Origin of the sequence: Variovorax sp. 38R (assembly GCF_014843395.1) — a bacterium.
Taxonomy (GTDB): Bacteria; Pseudomonadota; Gammaproteobacteria; order Burkholderiales; family Burkholderiaceae_C; genus Variovorax; species Variovorax paradoxus_H.
Window position 1 is genome coordinate 836190 of the sequence record NZ_CP062121.1, and the last position, 15911, is coordinate 852100.

The 15911-nt window shown below is 68.5% G+C and carries 11 protein-coding genes; all 11 read right to left on the reverse strand.

From position 1 onward, the window contains the following. Positions 1–6: 6 nt before the first annotated feature. Positions 7–1449: an 8-oxoguanine deaminase gene (locus IG196_RS03710; protein ID WP_192195078.1), complete on the reverse strand. Its 1443-nt coding sequence runs from the start codon at positions 1447–1449 to the stop codon at positions 7–9. Beyond that, positions 1446–2861 (reverse strand): nucleobase:cation symporter-2 family protein, encoded by a 1416-nt coding sequence (locus IG196_RS03715; protein ID WP_192195079.1) that lies wholly within the window; start codon positions 2859–2861, stop codon positions 1446–1448. The genes IG196_RS03710 and IG196_RS03715 overlap by 4 nt, the downstream gene beginning before the upstream one ends. Before the next feature lie 138 nt (positions 2862–2999). Beyond that, the gene (locus IG196_RS03720; protein WP_192195080.1) at positions 3000–3902 is read right to left on the reverse strand and encodes a LysR substrate-binding domain-containing protein; all 903 of its coding nucleotides are present in this window, start codon (positions 3900–3902) and stop codon (positions 3000–3002) included. A 48-nt stretch (positions 3903–3950) separates the two neighbouring features. Next, complete coding sequence (locus tag IG196_RS03725; protein ID WP_192195081.1) at positions 3951–6197, reverse strand: phosphocholine-specific phospholipase C; 2247 nt, start codon at positions 6195–6197, stop codon at positions 3951–3953. Positions 6198–6212: 15 nt separating this feature from the next. Continuing rightward, positions 6213–8450: a phosphocholine-specific phospholipase C gene (locus IG196_RS03730; protein WP_192196909.1), complete on the reverse strand. Its 2238-nt coding sequence runs from the start codon at positions 8448–8450 to the stop codon at positions 6213–6215. Positions 8451–8482: 32 nt separating this feature from the next. Continuing rightward, positions 8483–8659: a hypothetical protein gene (locus IG196_RS03735; RefSeq protein ID WP_180288492.1), complete on the reverse strand. Its 177-nt coding sequence runs from the start codon at positions 8657–8659 to the stop codon at positions 8483–8485. 505 nt (positions 8660–9164) lie between these two features. After that, on the reverse strand, positions 9165–10064 hold the full coding sequence (locus IG196_RS03740; RefSeq protein ID WP_192195082.1) for a 5'-nucleotidase: 900 nt from the start codon (positions 10062–10064) through the stop codon (positions 9165–9167). Positions 10065–10086: 22 nt separating this feature from the next. Further along, complete coding sequence (gspF, locus tag IG196_RS03745) at positions 10087–11331, reverse strand: type II secretion system inner membrane protein GspF (protein ID WP_192195083.1); 1245 nt, start codon at positions 11329–11331, stop codon at positions 10087–10089. Positions 11332–11340: 9 nt separating this feature from the next. After that, the gene (locus tag IG196_RS03750) at positions 11341–12732 is read right to left on the reverse strand and encodes a GspE/PulE family protein (protein WP_099795208.1); all 1392 of its coding nucleotides are present in this window, start codon (positions 12730–12732) and stop codon (positions 11341–11343) included. Between the two features lie 26 nt (positions 12733–12758). Next, positions 12759–15080: a type II secretion system secretin GspD gene (gene gspD / locus IG196_RS03755; RefSeq protein ID WP_192195084.1), complete on the reverse strand. Its 2322-nt coding sequence runs from the start codon at positions 15078–15080 to the stop codon at positions 12759–12761. A gap of 7 nt (positions 15081–15087) precedes the next feature. After that, on the reverse strand, positions 15088–15891 hold the full coding sequence (gene gspN, locus IG196_RS03760) for a type II secretion system protein N (protein WP_099795210.1): 804 nt from the start codon (positions 15889–15891) through the stop codon (positions 15088–15090). Positions 15892–15911 lie beyond the last annotated feature (20 nt).

The following is a 15911-nucleotide window of genomic DNA, read 5'->3' on the forward strand; positions in this document are numbered from 1 at the left end:
GCCTTCTCAGGCGGTGTGCGGATGCCGCGCGCTTTCGTACAGCGTGCGCGCCAGGTCGCGGTGCGTCGCCAGCAGCGGCGCCAGCTCGAAGCCCGTGAAGCGCCCGTCGCGGATGCGGACCACGCCGTCGATCACGCTCAGCGACGCTGCCACCGGCGTGCAGAACACCAGCGCCGCGACCGGGTCGTGCCACGCGCCTGCGTGGTCGACGCCGCGCATGTCGAAGGCCACGAGGTCGGCCGACATGCCCGGTGCGAGGGCGCCGATGTCGTCGCGCCCGAGCACGCGGGCGCCGCCGAGCGTGGCGATCTCCAGCGCCTCGCGCGCCGTCATGGCGGCGGGGCCGTAGCCCACGCGCTGCAGCAGCATCGCCTGGCGCGCCTCGCCCAGCATGTGCGCGCCGTCGTTCGACGCGCTGCCGTCCACGCCCAGGCCCACGGGCACGCCCGCGCGCCGCATCGCCCCGATGGGCGCGATGCCCGAGGCCAGCCGCATGTTCGAGCACGGGCAGTGCGCTACGCCGGTGCCGGTGCGCCCGAAGAGCGCGATGCCGGCGTCGTCGAGCTTCACGCAGTGCGCGTGCCACACGTCGGGGCCGACCCAGCCCAGGTCTTCGGCGTACTCGGCGGGCGTCATGCCGAACTTCTCGCGCGAGTAGGCGACGTCGTTGTCGTTCTCGGCCAGGTGCGTGTGCAGCGACACGCCGCGCGCGCGCGCCAGCTCGGCCGACAGCCGCATCAGGTCGCGCGACACCGAGAACGGCGAGCAGGGCGCGAGCACGATGCGGCGCATCGAATGGCGCGCGGGGTTGTGCCAGCGGTCGATGAGCCGTTCGCTGTCGCGCAGGATCGCGGCCTCGGTTTCCACCACCTCGTCGGGCGGCAGGCCGCCGGCGCTGCGGCCCACGCTCATGCTGCCGCGCGCCGCGTGGAAGCGCATGCCCATGGCGTCGGCGGCCTCGATCGAATCGTCGAGCCGTGACCCGTTCGGGAACAGGTAGAGGTGATCGCTCGTGGTGGTGCAGCCCGAGCGCATCAGCTCGGCCATGGCGGTCTGCGTCGACACGCGGATCATCTCGGGCGTGAGCCGCGCCCACAGCAGGTACAGGTGAGTGAGCCAGCCGAAGAGCTCCGCGTCCTGCGCCTCGGGCACGGCGCGCGTGAGGCTCTGGTACATGTGGTGGTGCGTGTTGACCAACCCCGGCATCACGACGTGGCCGTGCATGTCGATGGCCTCGGCCTGGCCGCTGCACAGCGCGTCGAGGTACGGCACCGGGAGCTCGGCCGTGGCGCCCACCCAGGCGACGGCGGGGCCGTTCATCACCACGGCGCCGTCGGCGATCTCGCGCCGGGCGGCGTCCATGGTGACGAGCACGTCGGCGTGCCGGACGATCAGCAGCGGCGGGCGCTGCTGCGGTTGCGAGGAAGAGGATGGATTTTGAAAAGTCATTCGGAGCCGTGCGAAGTGCGCGCCGCCATCGCGAAGGAACGTTCCTTCGACAGCACGCCGTTGTAGAAAAGATTGAGCAGCACCGCGGCCAGCGTGCCCAGCACGATGCCGCTGTGCGTCAGCGGATGGGTCCAGGCGGGAAAGTGCTGGAAGAAATTGGGCGACAGCGTGGGGATCAATCCGAGCCCGATGGAAATGGCGATCACATACAGCGCGTGGCGGTTCTGCGCGTAGTCGATCGCGCCCAGGATGCGCACGCCCGTGGCCGCCACCATGCCGAACATCACGATGCCCGCGCCGCCGAGCACGAACTGCGGCACCGAGGCCACGATGTGCGCGATCTTCGGGAACAGCGCCAGCGCGACCAGCATCAGGCCACCGCCCGCCGCCACGTAGCGCGAGCGCACGCCCGTCACCGTGACCAGCCCCACGTTCTGCGAGAACGAGGTGTAGGGAAAGGTGTTGAACACACCGCCGATGACGGTGCCCAGCCCGTCGGCGCGCAGTCCGCGCGTGAGCGCGTCGGTCGTCACCTTGCGGCCGGTGATCTCGCCGAGTGCGAGGAACATGCCGGTCGATTCGACCAGCGTGATGAGCATCACGATGCACATCGAGGCGATGGCTGTGAGCTCGAAGCGCGGCAGGCCGAAGTGGAAGGGCGTGGTCACGGCGACCCAGCTGGCTTCTTCGAGCCCGTCGAAATGCATGCGCCCGAGCGCCAGCGACACGCCCACGCCGAACACGATGCCCAGCAGCACCGCGATGTTGGCGATGAGGCCCTTGCCGAAGCGGGTGATCGCGATGATCACCGCCAGCACCGCCGCGGCAATCGCCAGGTTCACCGGCTCGCCGTAGGCCGGGTTGGCCACCGCGTGCGCCACGCCGTCGATCATGCGGGTCGCGGTGGGCTGGCCGCCCGCGGCCCAGTTGATGGCCACGCCCATGAGCGACACGCCGATCAGCGTGATGACCGTGCCCGTGACGAGCGGCGGAAACACGCCCAGCACCCGCCCCATGAGCGGCGCGACGAGCATGCCGAACACGCCCGCCACGATGGTCGCGCCGTAGATCGCGGGCAGCCCGAGCGAGGGGTCCATGCCGATGGCGATCATCGGCCCGACCGCCGCGAAGGTCACGCCCATCATCACCGGCATGCGGATGCCGAAGCGCCAGAAGCCGATGGCCTGCACCAGCGTGGCGATGCCGGCGGCGAACAGGTCGGCGTTGATGAGAAACGCGATGTCGGCCTTCGAGAGGCCGAGCGCACCGCCCACGATGAGCGGCACGGCCACCGTGCCCGCGTACATCACGAGCACGTGCTGCAGGCTCAATGCGCCGCAACGGGCGAGCGGAAGCTTCTGGTCGACCCCTTCGCCGTCTCCTGCGGGGGTCTTTTTATCGTTCGAGAACATGGGAACCTTTCCTGCCGATGAACCGGCGCGGCAGTCTAGGAGCGATGTCTTTGCACATGCAAAGTCAATAAATGACGCGCCCTGTGCACAAAAAGTGGACGGTCATCGCAAGGGCTGCCAGAGCGGACGCGCGCGGTTTCAGGGCGCCAGCAGGTCGTCCAGGCAGGCCACGACATGGTTCGCGAACAGCTCGGCCGCGGCGCTCGGCGGCTGTGCGGCGCGGGTCTCGAGCGTGAGCGTCTGCGCGCCCAGCGTGGTGTCGCGCAGCGGCACGAAGACGAGCGTGCCGTCGTTGCGCTCCTCGTCCACGTCCAGGCGGTTCAGCAGCGTGATGCCGCCGCCGTCGCGCACCAGCCGGCGCATCAGCGCGGTGGAGGTGGTCTCGACCACCGGCGACACGCGGATGGCCGAGCGTTCGAACGCGGCATCGAGGATCGGGCGGATCGACAGCGACGGCGCGGGCAGGATCAGCGGGTAGCCCACGCACTCCGCCAGCAGCGCGGTCGCATGCGCCGTGAGCGGATGGCCCGGCGGCACCACGGCGCCGATCGGCCACTCGCTGCTGAACAGCGTGCGAAAGCCGGCCGTGCCGGGCACGTCGTAGGCCAGCGCCAGGTCGGCATCGCCTTCGGCCACGCTGCGCAGCACGGCCGCGATGGGCAGGCCGAGCAGCTTCAGCTGGATGCCCGGGTGCGCGGCGCGAAAGCGCTGCACCACGGCGGGCAGGAAGGCATCGGCCAGGCCGGCCGTGGTGGCCAGCGTGACCTCGCCCTGGCGCAGGCCGCGAACGTCCTCGATGCGCTGGCGCACGAGGTCGAACTCGCGCAGCGTGCCGCGCGCATGCGCCAGCACGATCTCGCCCACGGGCGTGAGCTTGAGCGTGTTGTGGATGCGTTCGAACAGCGGCGCGCCCAGTTCTTCCTCGAGGTTGAGGATCTGCCGGTTGACGGCCGTGGGCACCACATGCAACTGCTCGGCCGCCTTGCGGATCGAGCCCGCGCGAACCACCTCGACGAAGTACCGAATGACCTTGGCGTGCATGAATTCCCCCGCGCCACTGGCGGGCGCGGGGGAATCATGCCTACGTCTTCAGAGGTCGGGCAAGCCCATCGCCGGATCGCTGACCGTGTGCTTGCCGGTTTCCACGCGGCCGGCGAAGCGGCGGTAGAAGGCCGGGTCGCTGTCGCAGGTGACGGCGAAGTCGTACCACTGGCCGCTGGCGGCGAGCTCCCAGTGCTGTTCGGCCTGCGCGCCGCCGTTCACCGTCGCGGTCCACGGGCCGTCGTCGCGGTAGGCCTTGGCGCGCACCGTGAACTTGCACGCGGCCTTGCCGTCGTTGCGCATCTGCAGGTACACGTTGCCGTTGGCGATGTCGTAGCAGACACGCACCTCGGGCGCGGCCACGCCGCCCGCGCGCAGGCGGTTGAGGTCGCCCTTGAAGTGGCGGTGGTAGCCGTTGGGGCCGAGCACCCACAGGTCGTATTGGCCGGCGTCGTCGGTGGCCGCTGCCCATGCGTCGTCGAGCTGCTTGCCGGCTTCCACCACGTAGCGGCGCGGCAGACGGTCATCCAGGTGGAGCTTGTCGTAGACATGGAACACCGCGGCGGCTTTTCCGGTGTTCGAGAAGATCAGCTTCACTTGGCCGGTGAGGGCGTCGGCCTTGGCACTCGTGTGCAGCTCGTAGGGCAGTGCGCGCGAAGGCCGCGTGCCGGTGGGCTGGCGCGGCAGCTGCGGGTTGAGTGGAACCGGAACATGGTCCAACTTTTCCTGCGCGACGCGCAGCGTGTCGGCTTCCCCGCGCGACTTGTGGCCGGCAAGCGCAGGGACTGCCTCGCTGTTGGGCGTGGCGAAGTTGAACGCGCTCGTGAGGTCGCCGCACACCGCGCGACGGAACGGAGAAATGTGCGGCTCCTTCACGCCGAAACGCGCTTCCAGGAATTGCAGCACCGAGGTGTGGTCGAAGGCCTGCGAGTTCACCCAGCCGCCTCGGCTCCACGGAGAAATCACATACATCGGCACACGCGGGCCAGGGCCGAACACGCGGCCGTCCGGCGTGGGCTGCTTGAGGCTGCCGTCCGGCGCCGGCTGTGTGAAGTACTCGGCCTTCAGGTCGGCATCGGCGAACGTCGTCTTGCCGGCCGGCGTCTTGTCGGGGTTGAGCGAGGGCGCCGACGGCGAGGGCACGTGGTCGAAGTAACCGTCGTTCTCATCGAAGTTGACGAGCAGCACGGTCTTGCTCCAGACCTCGGGCACGGCGGTGAGCGCATCGAGGATTTCCTGAATGAACCACGCGCCCTGCACCGGACTGGAGGGGTCCGGATGCTCGCAATAGGCAGAAGGTGCGTTGACCCAGCTCACCTGCGGCAGGCGGCCGGCCTTGATGTCGCGCCGGAACGCGTCCAGGTAGTCGTCGGGCGTTTCGCCAGGCAGCGTGTTGGCAATGCCCTTGTAGAGCGGGTTGCCCGGGTTGTCGCTGGCCGCGTCGTAGGCGTGATATGGCGTTGACTGGCCCGTGTCGGTGAAGGGCGCCCTGTAGTAGCCACTGGAAACCGGGTAGCCGGATGCTCGATTGGCGCGCCTGAACTGCCGGAAGGCCCCAAGCATGTTGTCGCCCCATTCATCGGGCATGTTCTGGTAGCAGATCCATTTCACGCCGGCGTCTTCGAGCCGCTCGGCATACGTCTTCCACGTATAGCCGGTGTTGACCTTCTCGGCGGTACCGTCCAGCGCGTCCCATTCGTTGGTGACGAAGGCCACGCCCTGCGCGGTCGGGCCGTTGGTACCGGTGATGTGGACGGCGCGGTTCGCGTCGGTGCCGGTGTGCATGGCGCAGTGATAACCGTCGCACACGGTGAATGCGTTGGCAAGCGCGTACTGGAACGGAATCTCGGCTTCTTGCAGGTAGCCCATCGATTGGTCGCGCTTGTAGCGAGCCCACTGCGACAGGCGACCGCCGTCCCAGGCGCCTTGCGAGTCGCTCCAGTCGTGTGGAAGATTGTTTGGCCGCTGCGCGTTGCCTTTGCTGCCGTCGAGGTGGTAGGGCAGGATCAGCTGGCCGCTGGCATTGCTCTGCTGCCAGACGTTCAGGCCCCTGGGCAGCGGAACCGTGAAGCGATCGCCGAAGCCGCGCACGCCCGGCAGCATGCCGAAGTAGTGATCGAACGAACGGTTCTCCTGCATCAGGATCACGACGTGTTCGACGTCGTTGATCGTGCCGGTCTTGTTGTTGGCCGGAATGGCCAGTGCGCGTCGGATGCTCGGCGGAAAGGCCGAGAGTGCGAGCGCAGCGGCACCGGTGGTGGCGGTGCCGGTGAGGAAGCTGCGGCGGGAGGTCATGGTGTCACCCCGGCCTCAGGCGCGGGCCGTGCCCATGGCCGGGTCGCTGACCGAATGCCGGCCGGTTTCCACGCGGCCCGCGAAGCGCCGGTAGTAGCTGGTGTCGGCGTCGCAGGTCACTTCGAAGTCGTACCAGGCGCCGCTGGCGGCCAGCTCCCAGTGCTGCTCGGCCGAGGTGCCGCCCGCCACGGTCGCGGTCCACGGGCCGTCGGTGCGGTAGGCCTTGGGGCGGACGGTGAACTTGCAGGCGTTTCGGCCACCGTTGAGCATCTGCAGGTAGACGTTGCCGTTGGCGATGTCGTAGCACACGCGCACTTCGGGGTTGGGCGCATCGCCGGCGCGCAGGCTGTTCAGGTCGCCGCGGAAATGGCGGTGGAAGCCGTTGGGGCCGAGCACCCACAGGTCGTAGAAGCCCGTGTTGTCGACCATCGCGTTCCAGGTGTCGTCCAGCGTCTTGCCGGCCTCGACCATGTAGCGGCGCGGCAGGCGTTCCAGGTTGAGCTTGTCGTACACATGGAACACGGCCGCGGCCTTGCCGGTGTTGGCGAACACCAGCCGCACCTTGCCGCTGATCGCGTCGTTGCGTGCGCTCACATGCAACTCGTAGGGCAGGGCGCGCGAGGGGCGCGTGCCCACCGCTTGAACCGGCAGTTGGGGATCGACGGGCAGGGGAACTGGCGCTCGCTTGGTCGTGCCATCTGCCTCGAACTCTTGCGATTTGTTCTGTGCAACGGCTTCGTCCAGGCTCTTTCGTCCCGCGAGTTGAGGTCGCGGCTCGTTGTTCGGGTTGGCGAAGTTGAAAGCACTGGTCAGGTCGCCGCACACCGCGCGGCGGAACGGGCTGATATTGGGCTCCGCCACGCCAAAACGCGCCTCGATGAAGCGCAGCACCGAGGTGTGATCGAATGCCTGCGAATTCACCCAGCCACCACGACTCCATGGCGAGACCACGTACATGGGAACACGCTTGCCCGGTCCGAAGACCTTGCCATCCGGTGGGTACTTGCTCTGGTCGGTGGTGCCGGGCGGGGCAGGGTAGTTGTGGTATTCGAAGGCCAGCTCGGCATCGCTCAGCGTGGTCTTGCCGGCGGCGGTGCCGTCCGGGTTGATGGAAGGTGCAGCCGGCGACGGGTAGTGGTCGAAGATGCCGTCGTTCTCGTCGAAATTGATGAACAGAACGGTCTTGCTCCACACCTCGGGCACGGCGGTGAGCGCATCCAGCACTTCCTGGATGTACCAGGCGCCCAGCACCGGGCTGGAGGGCCCCGGATGTTCGGAGTACGCATCGGGTGCCACGATCCAGGACACCTGCGGCAGCTTGCCGTTCTTCACGTCGTTTCGGAAGGTGTTCAGGTACTCGTCCACCTTGGTACCGGGCATGGTGTTGGCGATGCCCTTGTACAAGGGGTTGCCGACGTCGTCGCTGGCTGGATCGTAGACCGGCACCGGGTTCTGGCTGGTGATCTGCTTTGCCTTCGCTGCTTCGTTGGCCAGACGGTACTGCTTGAAGCCCGTGAGCGGGTTGTCGCCGTAGTTGTCGGGTATGTTTTCATACACGATCCATTTGACTTTGGGCGTTGCCGCTTCCAGGCGTTCGGGGTAGGTCTTCCACTCATAGCCGCTGGTCGAAGGGGGCGGACGCCGGTCGTCCCATTCGTTGGTGACCGTGGCCACGCCGGCGCCGGTGGGACCGTTGGTGCCGGTCCAGACGAACATGCGGTTCGAGTTGGTGCCCGCGTGCATGCTGCAGTGGTAGCCATCGCACAGGGTGAAGGCGTTGGCCAGCGCCGTTTGATACGGCAACTCCGCTTCTTTGTAGTAGCCCATGGAAAGCGGGTGCTTGTAGCGCGGCCACTGATAGTTGCGACCGCCGTCCCAGGCGTCCTGGCCATCGGCCCAGTCGTGCGGCGTCTGACCCGCGCGCAGCGCGTTGCCCTTGGTCTGGTCCAGGTGGTAAGGCAGTACGGGCGTGCCCGTTTCGTCGGCCTGCTGCCAGACGTTGCGCCCGCCCGGCAGCGGAATGGTGAAGCGGTCGCCAAAGCCGCGCACGCCCATGAGCGTGCCGAAGTAGTGGTCGAACGAACGGTTCTCCTGCATCAGGATGACGATGTGCTCGACGTCGTTGATGGTGCCGGTCTTGTTGTTGGCGGGAATGGCCAGCGCGCGGCGGATGCTCGGCGGGAAGGCCGAGAGTGCGAGGGCGGCAGCGCCGGTGGTGGCGGTGCCCGTGAGGAATTTGCGGCGTGAATTCATGGTCTTGTCGTGGCTGTTCATGAAGTCGCGTGTCACGGTGCGCAGCGCATTTCGGGCTTCACGCCGGTCTCGGGCTGGGGCTGCGGGGGCGGCGTGATGATGGGCGGGAAGCCGCCGCCGTTGTTGTCGCTGCCGCCGCAGGCGGACAGCGTGCAAGCCAGGAGGAAGGCGGCCAGGAGTCGCGTGGGGAGTGAGGCTTGAAGAAGCATGAGGTGATCCTCTCTTTGTGATGTCGTGGAGATCGGGGGGTGATCAGGGCGCGAGCGCGAAAAGCGGCTGGCCCGACGTGCGCACCGGACAGGCGACAAGACTAGGGAGAACCCGTTACTCGGCAGTGAACGAGCGATGACAGTGGGACGAAACGCGTGTGACAACGCGCTGGTCTGCGGCTGCTTCAACAGCTGCGAGAGAGGGGCCGTGGCGCGTGCACAGGACACCGGGTACTCCCCTCCGCGAATGTCCCCCGGGGCTTCGCCCCTCCTCCTTGATTTCGCTGCGGGGAGCACCCAGTGCCCTGCGCACGGGACGCAGCGCTGGTGTGCGGCCGATCAATCACTGCACTGCCCAACGATCACGTCGATGGGGTGCCTTGCGCAGCGAAATCAAGGGGGAGCCCGAAGGGCGGAGGACATTCGCGGAGCAAGGTGCCCCGTCGGCGTGATCGCGCCCTGAACAGCACCACTCAATGCGACCCAACAGATCGCAAGGAGGTTTTCAGGGCTCGTTGCTGATGCCGCTCGACACATGCCCCGCAGGCACATGCCGCGAGGCCGCGTCGACGTGACCCGTCTGGTCGTCGAAGAAGAAGTCGGGCTCGAACTCGCGCAGGAACTCACCCTTGGGCAGGCCGCCGAGGAACATCGCTTCGTCGACGCGGATGTTCCACTTCATGAGCGTGCGGATCGCGCGCTCGTGCGCCGGTGCACTGCGTGCCGTGACCAGTGCGGTGCGGATGCGCATCTGCGCATTGCCCGCCATCTGCAGGCGGTGCAGGGCCATCAGCAGCGGCTTGAACGGGCCTTCGGGCAGGGGCAGGTCGGCCTTGCTGAGTTCGTGCGCCTGGAAGGCGTCGAGGCCCTCGGCCTGGAACACGCGCTCGGCTTCGTCGCTGAACAGCACGGCGTCGCCGTCGAAGGCGATGCGCACTTCGTTCGGCCACGCGTCGCTGGCCTTCACCGATTCGACGAGCACGCGCGCGGCGGGAAAGCCTGCGGCGAGTGCCTCACGCACGTCTTGTGCGTTGACCGACAGGAACAGGTGCGCGCGCAGCGGGCGCAAATAGCCGAAGGGCGGGCGGCCCTGCGTGAACACGCCGCGCTGCAGCTTGATGTCGGCCGCCGCGCTCGACTTGAAGATGCGCATGCCCGACACCGGATCGTTGCGCGAGAGGATGACCACCTCGACGCGCTGCACGCCGTCGTCGTTGAAACGCAGCAGCTTGCGGATCAGCGACGACGCGATGCCGGGGGCGGCCGGTTCGTCGATGCGGTCGAGCTGCAGCTTCATGTAGCCCTCGTTGTCGCCGGCCTCGAAGATCTTGTTTTCTTCTTCGAGGTTGAAGAGGGCGCGCGAGGAGATCGCGACCACGAGTTTGTCTTCGAGCGTTACGGGCATGTGAGGGGCTCCCCGTCCGTCGTCACTTGACGAACTGGTTCAGCTGAATGATAGGCAGCATCACGGCCAGCACGATGAGCATGACCACGCCGCCCATGGCGACGATGAGCAGCGGCTCGAGGATGGTGGCCAGGTGCATCGCGCGGCGCTGCACTTCGGCGCCGAGCTGGTTGGCGGCGCGTTGCAGCATCACGGGCAGCGTGCCGGTCTGTTCGCCCAGGCGCGCGAACATCGACACCAGCCCCGGGAAGCGCTTTTTCTGCGCCAGTGCCGAGGCGAGCGGCGCGCCTTCGCGCACCAGCACCAGCGCGTCGAGCGCGTCGGCGCGCATGGCGCGGTTGCCCAGCGTTTCGGAGGCCGCCTGCAGCGCACGCAAGATGGGCACGCCGGCTGTGGCCAGCATGGCGAGCGTGCTCGCGAAGCGCGCCGCGTTGTAGCCGCGCGCGAGCTTGCCGACCAGTGGCAGCTTGAGCCAGGCGGCATCGAACTTGAGGCGGAAGGCTTCCTGCGCCAATGCGACGCGCACGCCGACCGCCGCGATCACGATGGCGCCCAGCATCCACCAGCCGTAGTTGCGCACGGCCGCACTCAGCGACAGCATCACGGTCGTGAGGAAGGGCAGCGAGCGCTTGGTGCCCGCGAACACCTGCGCGACCTGCGGCACCACATAACTCACGAGGAAGATCACGATCACGATCGCCACCAGCGTGACGATGGCCGGGTACAGCGCCGCGCCGATCAGCTTCTGCTGCAGCACCTGGCGCTCTTCGAGGTCGTCGGCGAGCCGCTCGAGCACGAGCCCGAGGTTGCCGCTTTGCTCGCCCGCGCCGATCACGGCGGTGTAGATGGGCGAGAACTCGCGCGGGTGCGCCGACAGCGCGCGCGCGAAGGGCGAGCCCGCGTTGACCTCGGCGCGCAGCGAGGCGACGAGGTTGCGTTGCGGTTCCGATTCGGCTTCGTCGGTGAGCGCGGTGAGGGCGCGTTCCAGCGGCAGGCCGGCGGAGATGAGGCCGGCGAGCTGACGTGTCCACACGGCGAGGTTGGTCGAGTTGAAGACGCGCTTGCCGCCGCCGAGCCAGCGCATGAGCGCGTTGCTGCCGGCGCCACCGCCACCGGCCGCATCGCCGCTACCGACCGGCTTGACCGACAGCGGAATGAGCGCCTGCGCCCGCAGCAGGCCGCGTGCGGCGCGTGCGGTGTCGGCCTCGAGCACGCCTTCGCGCGAGTGGCCGCTGGCATCGATGGCTTCGAAGGAATAGGCGGGCATCGCGGGTCGCTACTCGCGGGTGACGCGCACGAGTTCGGCGCGCGAGGTGATGCCGGCCTGCACCAGCCGTTCGCCGTCTTCGCGCATGGAGCGCAGGCCGCCGCGTGCGCCGGCTTCGAACAGCGCGCTCTCGGCGGCCTTGCCGTGGATGAGTGCCTGCACTTCGTCGTCGGCCACGAGCAGTTCGAAGATGCCGGTGCGGCCCTGGTAGCCGGTCTGGCCGCAGACCTCGCAGCCCGGGCCGCCGCAGGCCGTGCAGACCTTGCGCACGAGGCGCTGGGCCAGCACGCCGAGCAGCGACGAGCTCAGGAGGAAGGGCTCGACGCCCATGTCGGTCAGGCGCGTGACGGCACTCACCGAATCGTTGGTGTGCAGCGTGGCCAGCACGAGGTGGCCGGTGAGCGAGGCCTGGATGGCGATCTGCGCGGTTTCGAAGTCGCGGATTTCGCCGATCATGATCACGTCGGGGTCTTGCCGCAGGATGGCGCGCAAGGCCTTGGCGAAGGTGAGTTCGATCTTCGCGTTGATCTGCGTCTGGCCCACGCCCGGCAGCTCGTACTCGATCGGGTCTTCGACCGTCATGATGTTGCTGCGGCTCGCATCGAGCCGGGCCAGCGCGGCGTACAGCGTGGTGGTCTTGCCCGAGCCCGTGGGGCCGGTCACGAGGATGATGCCGTGCGGCTGCGCAATGAGTTTTTCGAAGCGCGCCAGCGAGTCGCCCTGCATGCCGACCGATTCGAGCGTGAGCTTCGATTCGCTCTTGTCCAAGAGGCGCAGCACGGCGCGTTCGCCGTGCGCGCTGGGCAGCGTCGACACCCGCACGTCGACCGCGCGCGTGCCGATGCGCAGGCTGATGCGCCCGTCCTGCGGCAGCCGCTTCTCGGAGATGTCGAGGTCGGCCATGATCTTCAGGCGCGAGATCAGCGCGGCGTGCAGCGCGCGGTTGGGCTGCACCACCTCGCGCAAGGTGCCGTCGATGCGAAAGCGCACGGACGACGTGCGCTCGTAGGGCTCGATGTGGATGTCGCTGGCGCCGTCGCGTGCGGCCTGTGTGAGCAGTGCGTTCAGCATGCGGATGATGGGCGCGTCGCCGGCGCTGGCCAGCAGGTCTTCGACGGCCGGCAGCTCCTGCATCATGCGCGAGAGGTCGGCGTCGTTCTGCACTTCGCTGACCACCGCGGCGGCGCTCGATTCGCCCTGGGCGTAGGCGGCGCTGATGCGTTGGGCGAGCGGGCCGGCGTCGAGCACCTCGAAGGCCTGCACGCCGTACTTGCGGGTCACTTCACCGACCGCGCTGCGTGCCGGGTGGGCAGACATCCACAGCGTGTGGCGGCCGTCGTCCGTGGCTTCGAGCAGCAGTTGCTGGCTGCGGGCGAACGCGTAGGGCAGGGGATAGCGCATGGGGGCTGGCGTGTGCGGGACGGGGTTCAGGGCGACTCGCGCGAGCTGGTCGGGTCGGAGGTGGGCGGCAGCGCGCCGCGCAGCGGGCTGGGTGCGAGCCGGCGGTTGTCGCTCGCGGCGCGCGGCGGCGGAATGAGCTGCGTGCCTTCCATGCGGGTCTTGCTGCCGTCGTTGCTGTTCAGGCGGTTGATGCGCACCAGCGGCGCCTCGGGCAGCACGGGCGCCGAGTCGACACCGCGCAGCATGATGTTGTCGGTGTTGGGCTGCGTGCGCTGCTGCATGCCGCGGATCTCGTCGTAGCGGTCGTAGGCGAAGGCTTCGGTGGAGGCGCCGTCGCGCATCACGGCGGGGCGCAGGAACATCATGAGGTTGCTCTTGTCGCGCGTGCGCACCTCGTTCTTGAACAGGTTGCCGAACACGGGAATGTCGCCGGCCAGCGGCACCTTCTCGATGGTGTTGCCGTAGTTGTCCGACAGCAGGCCGCCGAGCATCACGAGGCCGCCGTCTTCGACCAGCACGCTCGACTCGATGGAGCGCTTGTTGGTGGTCGGGCCGTTCGGGTCTTTCACGGTGTTCTGGTCGACCGTGGAGGTCTCCTGGAAGATGGTCATCTTCACGGTGCCGTTCTCGTTGATGGTCGGGCGCACGCGCAGCGTAAGGCCCACGTCCTTGCGTTCCACCGTGGTGAACGGGTTGATGCCGACCGAGCCCGAGGTGCTGGCGTACTGGCCGGTCACGAAGGGCACGTTCTGGCCGATGACGATCTTGGCTTCTTCGTTGTCCAGGGTCAGCAGGTTGGGCGTGGACAGCACGTTGGCGTCGCCGTCGCTGTTGAAGAAGTTGGCGATGGCGCCCAGGATGTACTGGCCGCCGATCTTGCCGGCGATGCCCAGGTTCAGGCCGGTGGAAGGCCGGATGTTGGCCACGTCGCGCGTGGCCAGTGCCTGCGTCAGCGCCAGGATGTTGGCGCTGGCCAGGCTGGAGTTGGTGCCGATGACGGCGTTGTTGCCCAGCGCGCTCTGCCACTGCACGCCGAAGTTGGCGGCCTTCTTGGCGCTGACCTCGACGATGAGCGCTTCGATCATCACCTGCGCGCGGCGGCCGTCGAGCCTGTCGATCACGGCGCGCATCTGGCGGTACTGCGGTTCGGGCGCGGTGATGATGAGCGAATTGGTGCTCGGGTCGGCCTGGATCTGGCCGCCGGTGGACGGTTGGTTGGCGTTGTTCAGCGGCGCGTTGGCCGCGGCCGAACCGCCGCCCTGGTTGTTGCCGCCGAAGCCGGCCTGCATCTGCTGCGGCATGCCGGCCGGCGGCACCGACGAACCTGCGCTGCCCACGGCCCCGGGCGCACCGGGCACCTGCGACTGCTGCTGGCTCGCGGCCATGGCGGCGCGCAGCGTGGCTGCAAGGCGCACCGCATCGGCGTTCTTCAGGTAGACCACGTAGATGTTGCCGGCCGCGCCGTTGCTGGTCTCGGCCGGTGCGCGGTCGAGCTTTTCGACCAGCGTGCGCACGAGCTGCGCGCGTGCAGGGTTGGCGGCGCGAAGAATCAGCGAGTTGCTGCGCGGGTCGGCCATGAGCGTGGTGCGGAACGAGGCGTCGGCCCCGCCCGGCGCAGCGGCGCCCGGCGTGCTCGCACCGCCGCCGTCGACCAGCCGCGTGACCAGCGGCACCATGTCGGTGGCCACCGAATGCTTGAGCTGGATCACCTCGATGTCGGACGCGTTGGGCACGTCGAGCGACGCGATGATGCGCGCCAGCCGGCGCATGTTGTCGGCGTAGTCGGTGATCACGAGCGAGTTGTTGCCCGGGTTCACGTTGATGGTGTTGTTCGGCGGAATCAGCGGGCGCAGCACCGGCAGCAGGCTGTTGGCCGACTCGTAGTTCAGGCGAAAGATCTGCGTGACGATCTGGTTGCCCGCGGCCGAGCTGGCGCCGCTGATGGAGGTGTTGACGGTGCTGGTCTGCAGCTTGGCGTCGGCCTCGGGCACCACCTTGTAGAGGCCGTCGGCCTCGACCACCGCGAAGCCCTGCAGGCGCAGCGCGGCGGCAAACTGGTTGAACGCGGCGGCCGGCGCCAGCGGGCGGTCGGTGACCAGGTTCATGGTGCCCTTCACGCGCGGGTCGACCACCACATCGCGCCCGGTGACCACGGCCATGGTGCGGGCCACGGCCTCGATGTCGGCGGCGGCGAAGTTGAGCGTGATCGGTTCGCCGCGCCGCGGGGCGTCGCCGGTCTGTGCGTAGGCGGCCGGCAAGACCGGCACGAACGACGCCGCGATCAGCAGGCGTACCGCGAGCGCAATGAGGCCGGGGCGGGCGCCGGACGAGGACAGAGGCTTCTTCATGGTCGGATCAACCCAGGGTGATGATCGAGCGCGCACCGTCGCGCCGCCCGATGATGTTCAACAAATTGGAAAGTGCGTCTTCGCGGCCCGGCGCCGCGCTGGCTTCGCCGTTGAAGCGCAACGCGGTGCCGCTCCAGCTGCCGCTGCCGTTCAGTTCGAGGCTGCCTTCTCGTGTGCTCAGCAGCAGCGTGGGGCGCGTGCCGCCTTCGAGCGACAGGCGGTAGCTGCCCATCGGCCGCAAGGTCGACAGGGCGGATGAAACGTCGGTGGCGTCGAGCGTGGCCTGGCCTTCGATGCGCAAGGCGGGGCCGTCCCACTGCATGGCGAAGGCGCGCGTATTGAGGTCGAGCGCGCCTTCGAGCTTGAGGGTGTTCCAGGGCGCGCCCAGGCCGGTGAGCAGCGTGGCGGGCCAGCGCGAGCGGGCGTCCTGCCACGTGAGCTGCAGGCCGTCGGCACGCGGGCTGGCTTGCAGGCCGAGCGGTTGCGCTGCGCAGCAGGACAGATCGAGGCGTGCCGAGAGGCCGCGCCAGTTCGGCCACATGCGCCAGTTCAGCAGGCCCGGCAACGAAACGGCCTGCGCGCCGCCGGCGCCGCTGGCGAACACGACGGCGGCGGTGCCGTTCCAGACCGTGCCGCGCGGGTTGACCAGCAGCAGGCGGCCTTGCGTCCAGCCCGACAGCGCCGATGCCAGCCAGCGTGCCGGTGCGAACAGCACGACCGCGACCAGCATGCCGGTGACGGCGCCGAGCACGGCCCAGCGCCAGCTGCCGCGGCGCGGCTGGAGGTCGGGGACCGGAGAGCGTCTCGCCATGCCGTGCGGTGCGTGGGGTG

Bases quoted from the DNA above. Each gene is read 5' to 3' on its own strand.
- gspD (WP_192195084.1), bottom strand. From the start codon at position 15,080: ATGAAGAAGCCTCTGTCCTCGTCCGGCGCCCGCCCCGGCCTCATTGCG.
- IG196_RS03715 (WP_192195079.1), bottom strand. From the start codon at position 2,861: ATGTTCTCGAACGATAAAAAGACCCCCGCAGGAGACGGCGAAGGGGTC.
- IG196_RS03720 (WP_192195080.1), bottom strand. From the start codon at position 3,902: ATGCACGCCAAGGTCATTCGGTACTTCGTCGAGGTGGTTCGCGCGGGC.
- gspF (WP_192195083.1), bottom strand. From the start codon at position 11,331: ATGCCCGCCTATTCCTTCGAAGCCATCGATGCCAGCGGCCACTCGCGC.
- gspN (WP_099795210.1), bottom strand. From the start codon at position 15,891: ATGGCGAGACGCTCTCCGGTCCCCGACCTCCAGCCGCGCCGCGGCAGC.
- IG196_RS03750 (WP_099795208.1), bottom strand. From the start codon at position 12,732: ATGCGCTATCCCCTGCCCTACGCGTTCGCCCGCAGCCAGCAACTGCTG.
- IG196_RS03725 (WP_192195081.1), bottom strand. From the start codon at position 6,197: ATGACCTCCCGCCGCAGCTTCCTCACCGGCACCGCCACCACCGGTGCC.
- IG196_RS03710 (WP_192195078.1), bottom strand. From the start codon at position 1,449: ATGACTTTTCAAAATCCATCCTCTTCCTCGCAACCGCAGCAGCGCCCG.
- IG196_RS03735 (WP_180288492.1), bottom strand. From the start codon at position 8,659: ATGCTTCTTCAAGCCTCACTCCCCACGCGACTCCTGGCCGCCTTCCTC.
- IG196_RS03740 (WP_192195082.1), bottom strand. From the start codon at position 10,064: ATGCCCGTAACGCTCGAAGACAAACTCGTGGTCGCGATCTCCTCGCGC.
- IG196_RS03730 (WP_192196909.1), bottom strand. From the start codon at position 8,450: ATGAATTCACGCCGCAAATTCCTCACGGGCACCGCCACCACCGGCGCT.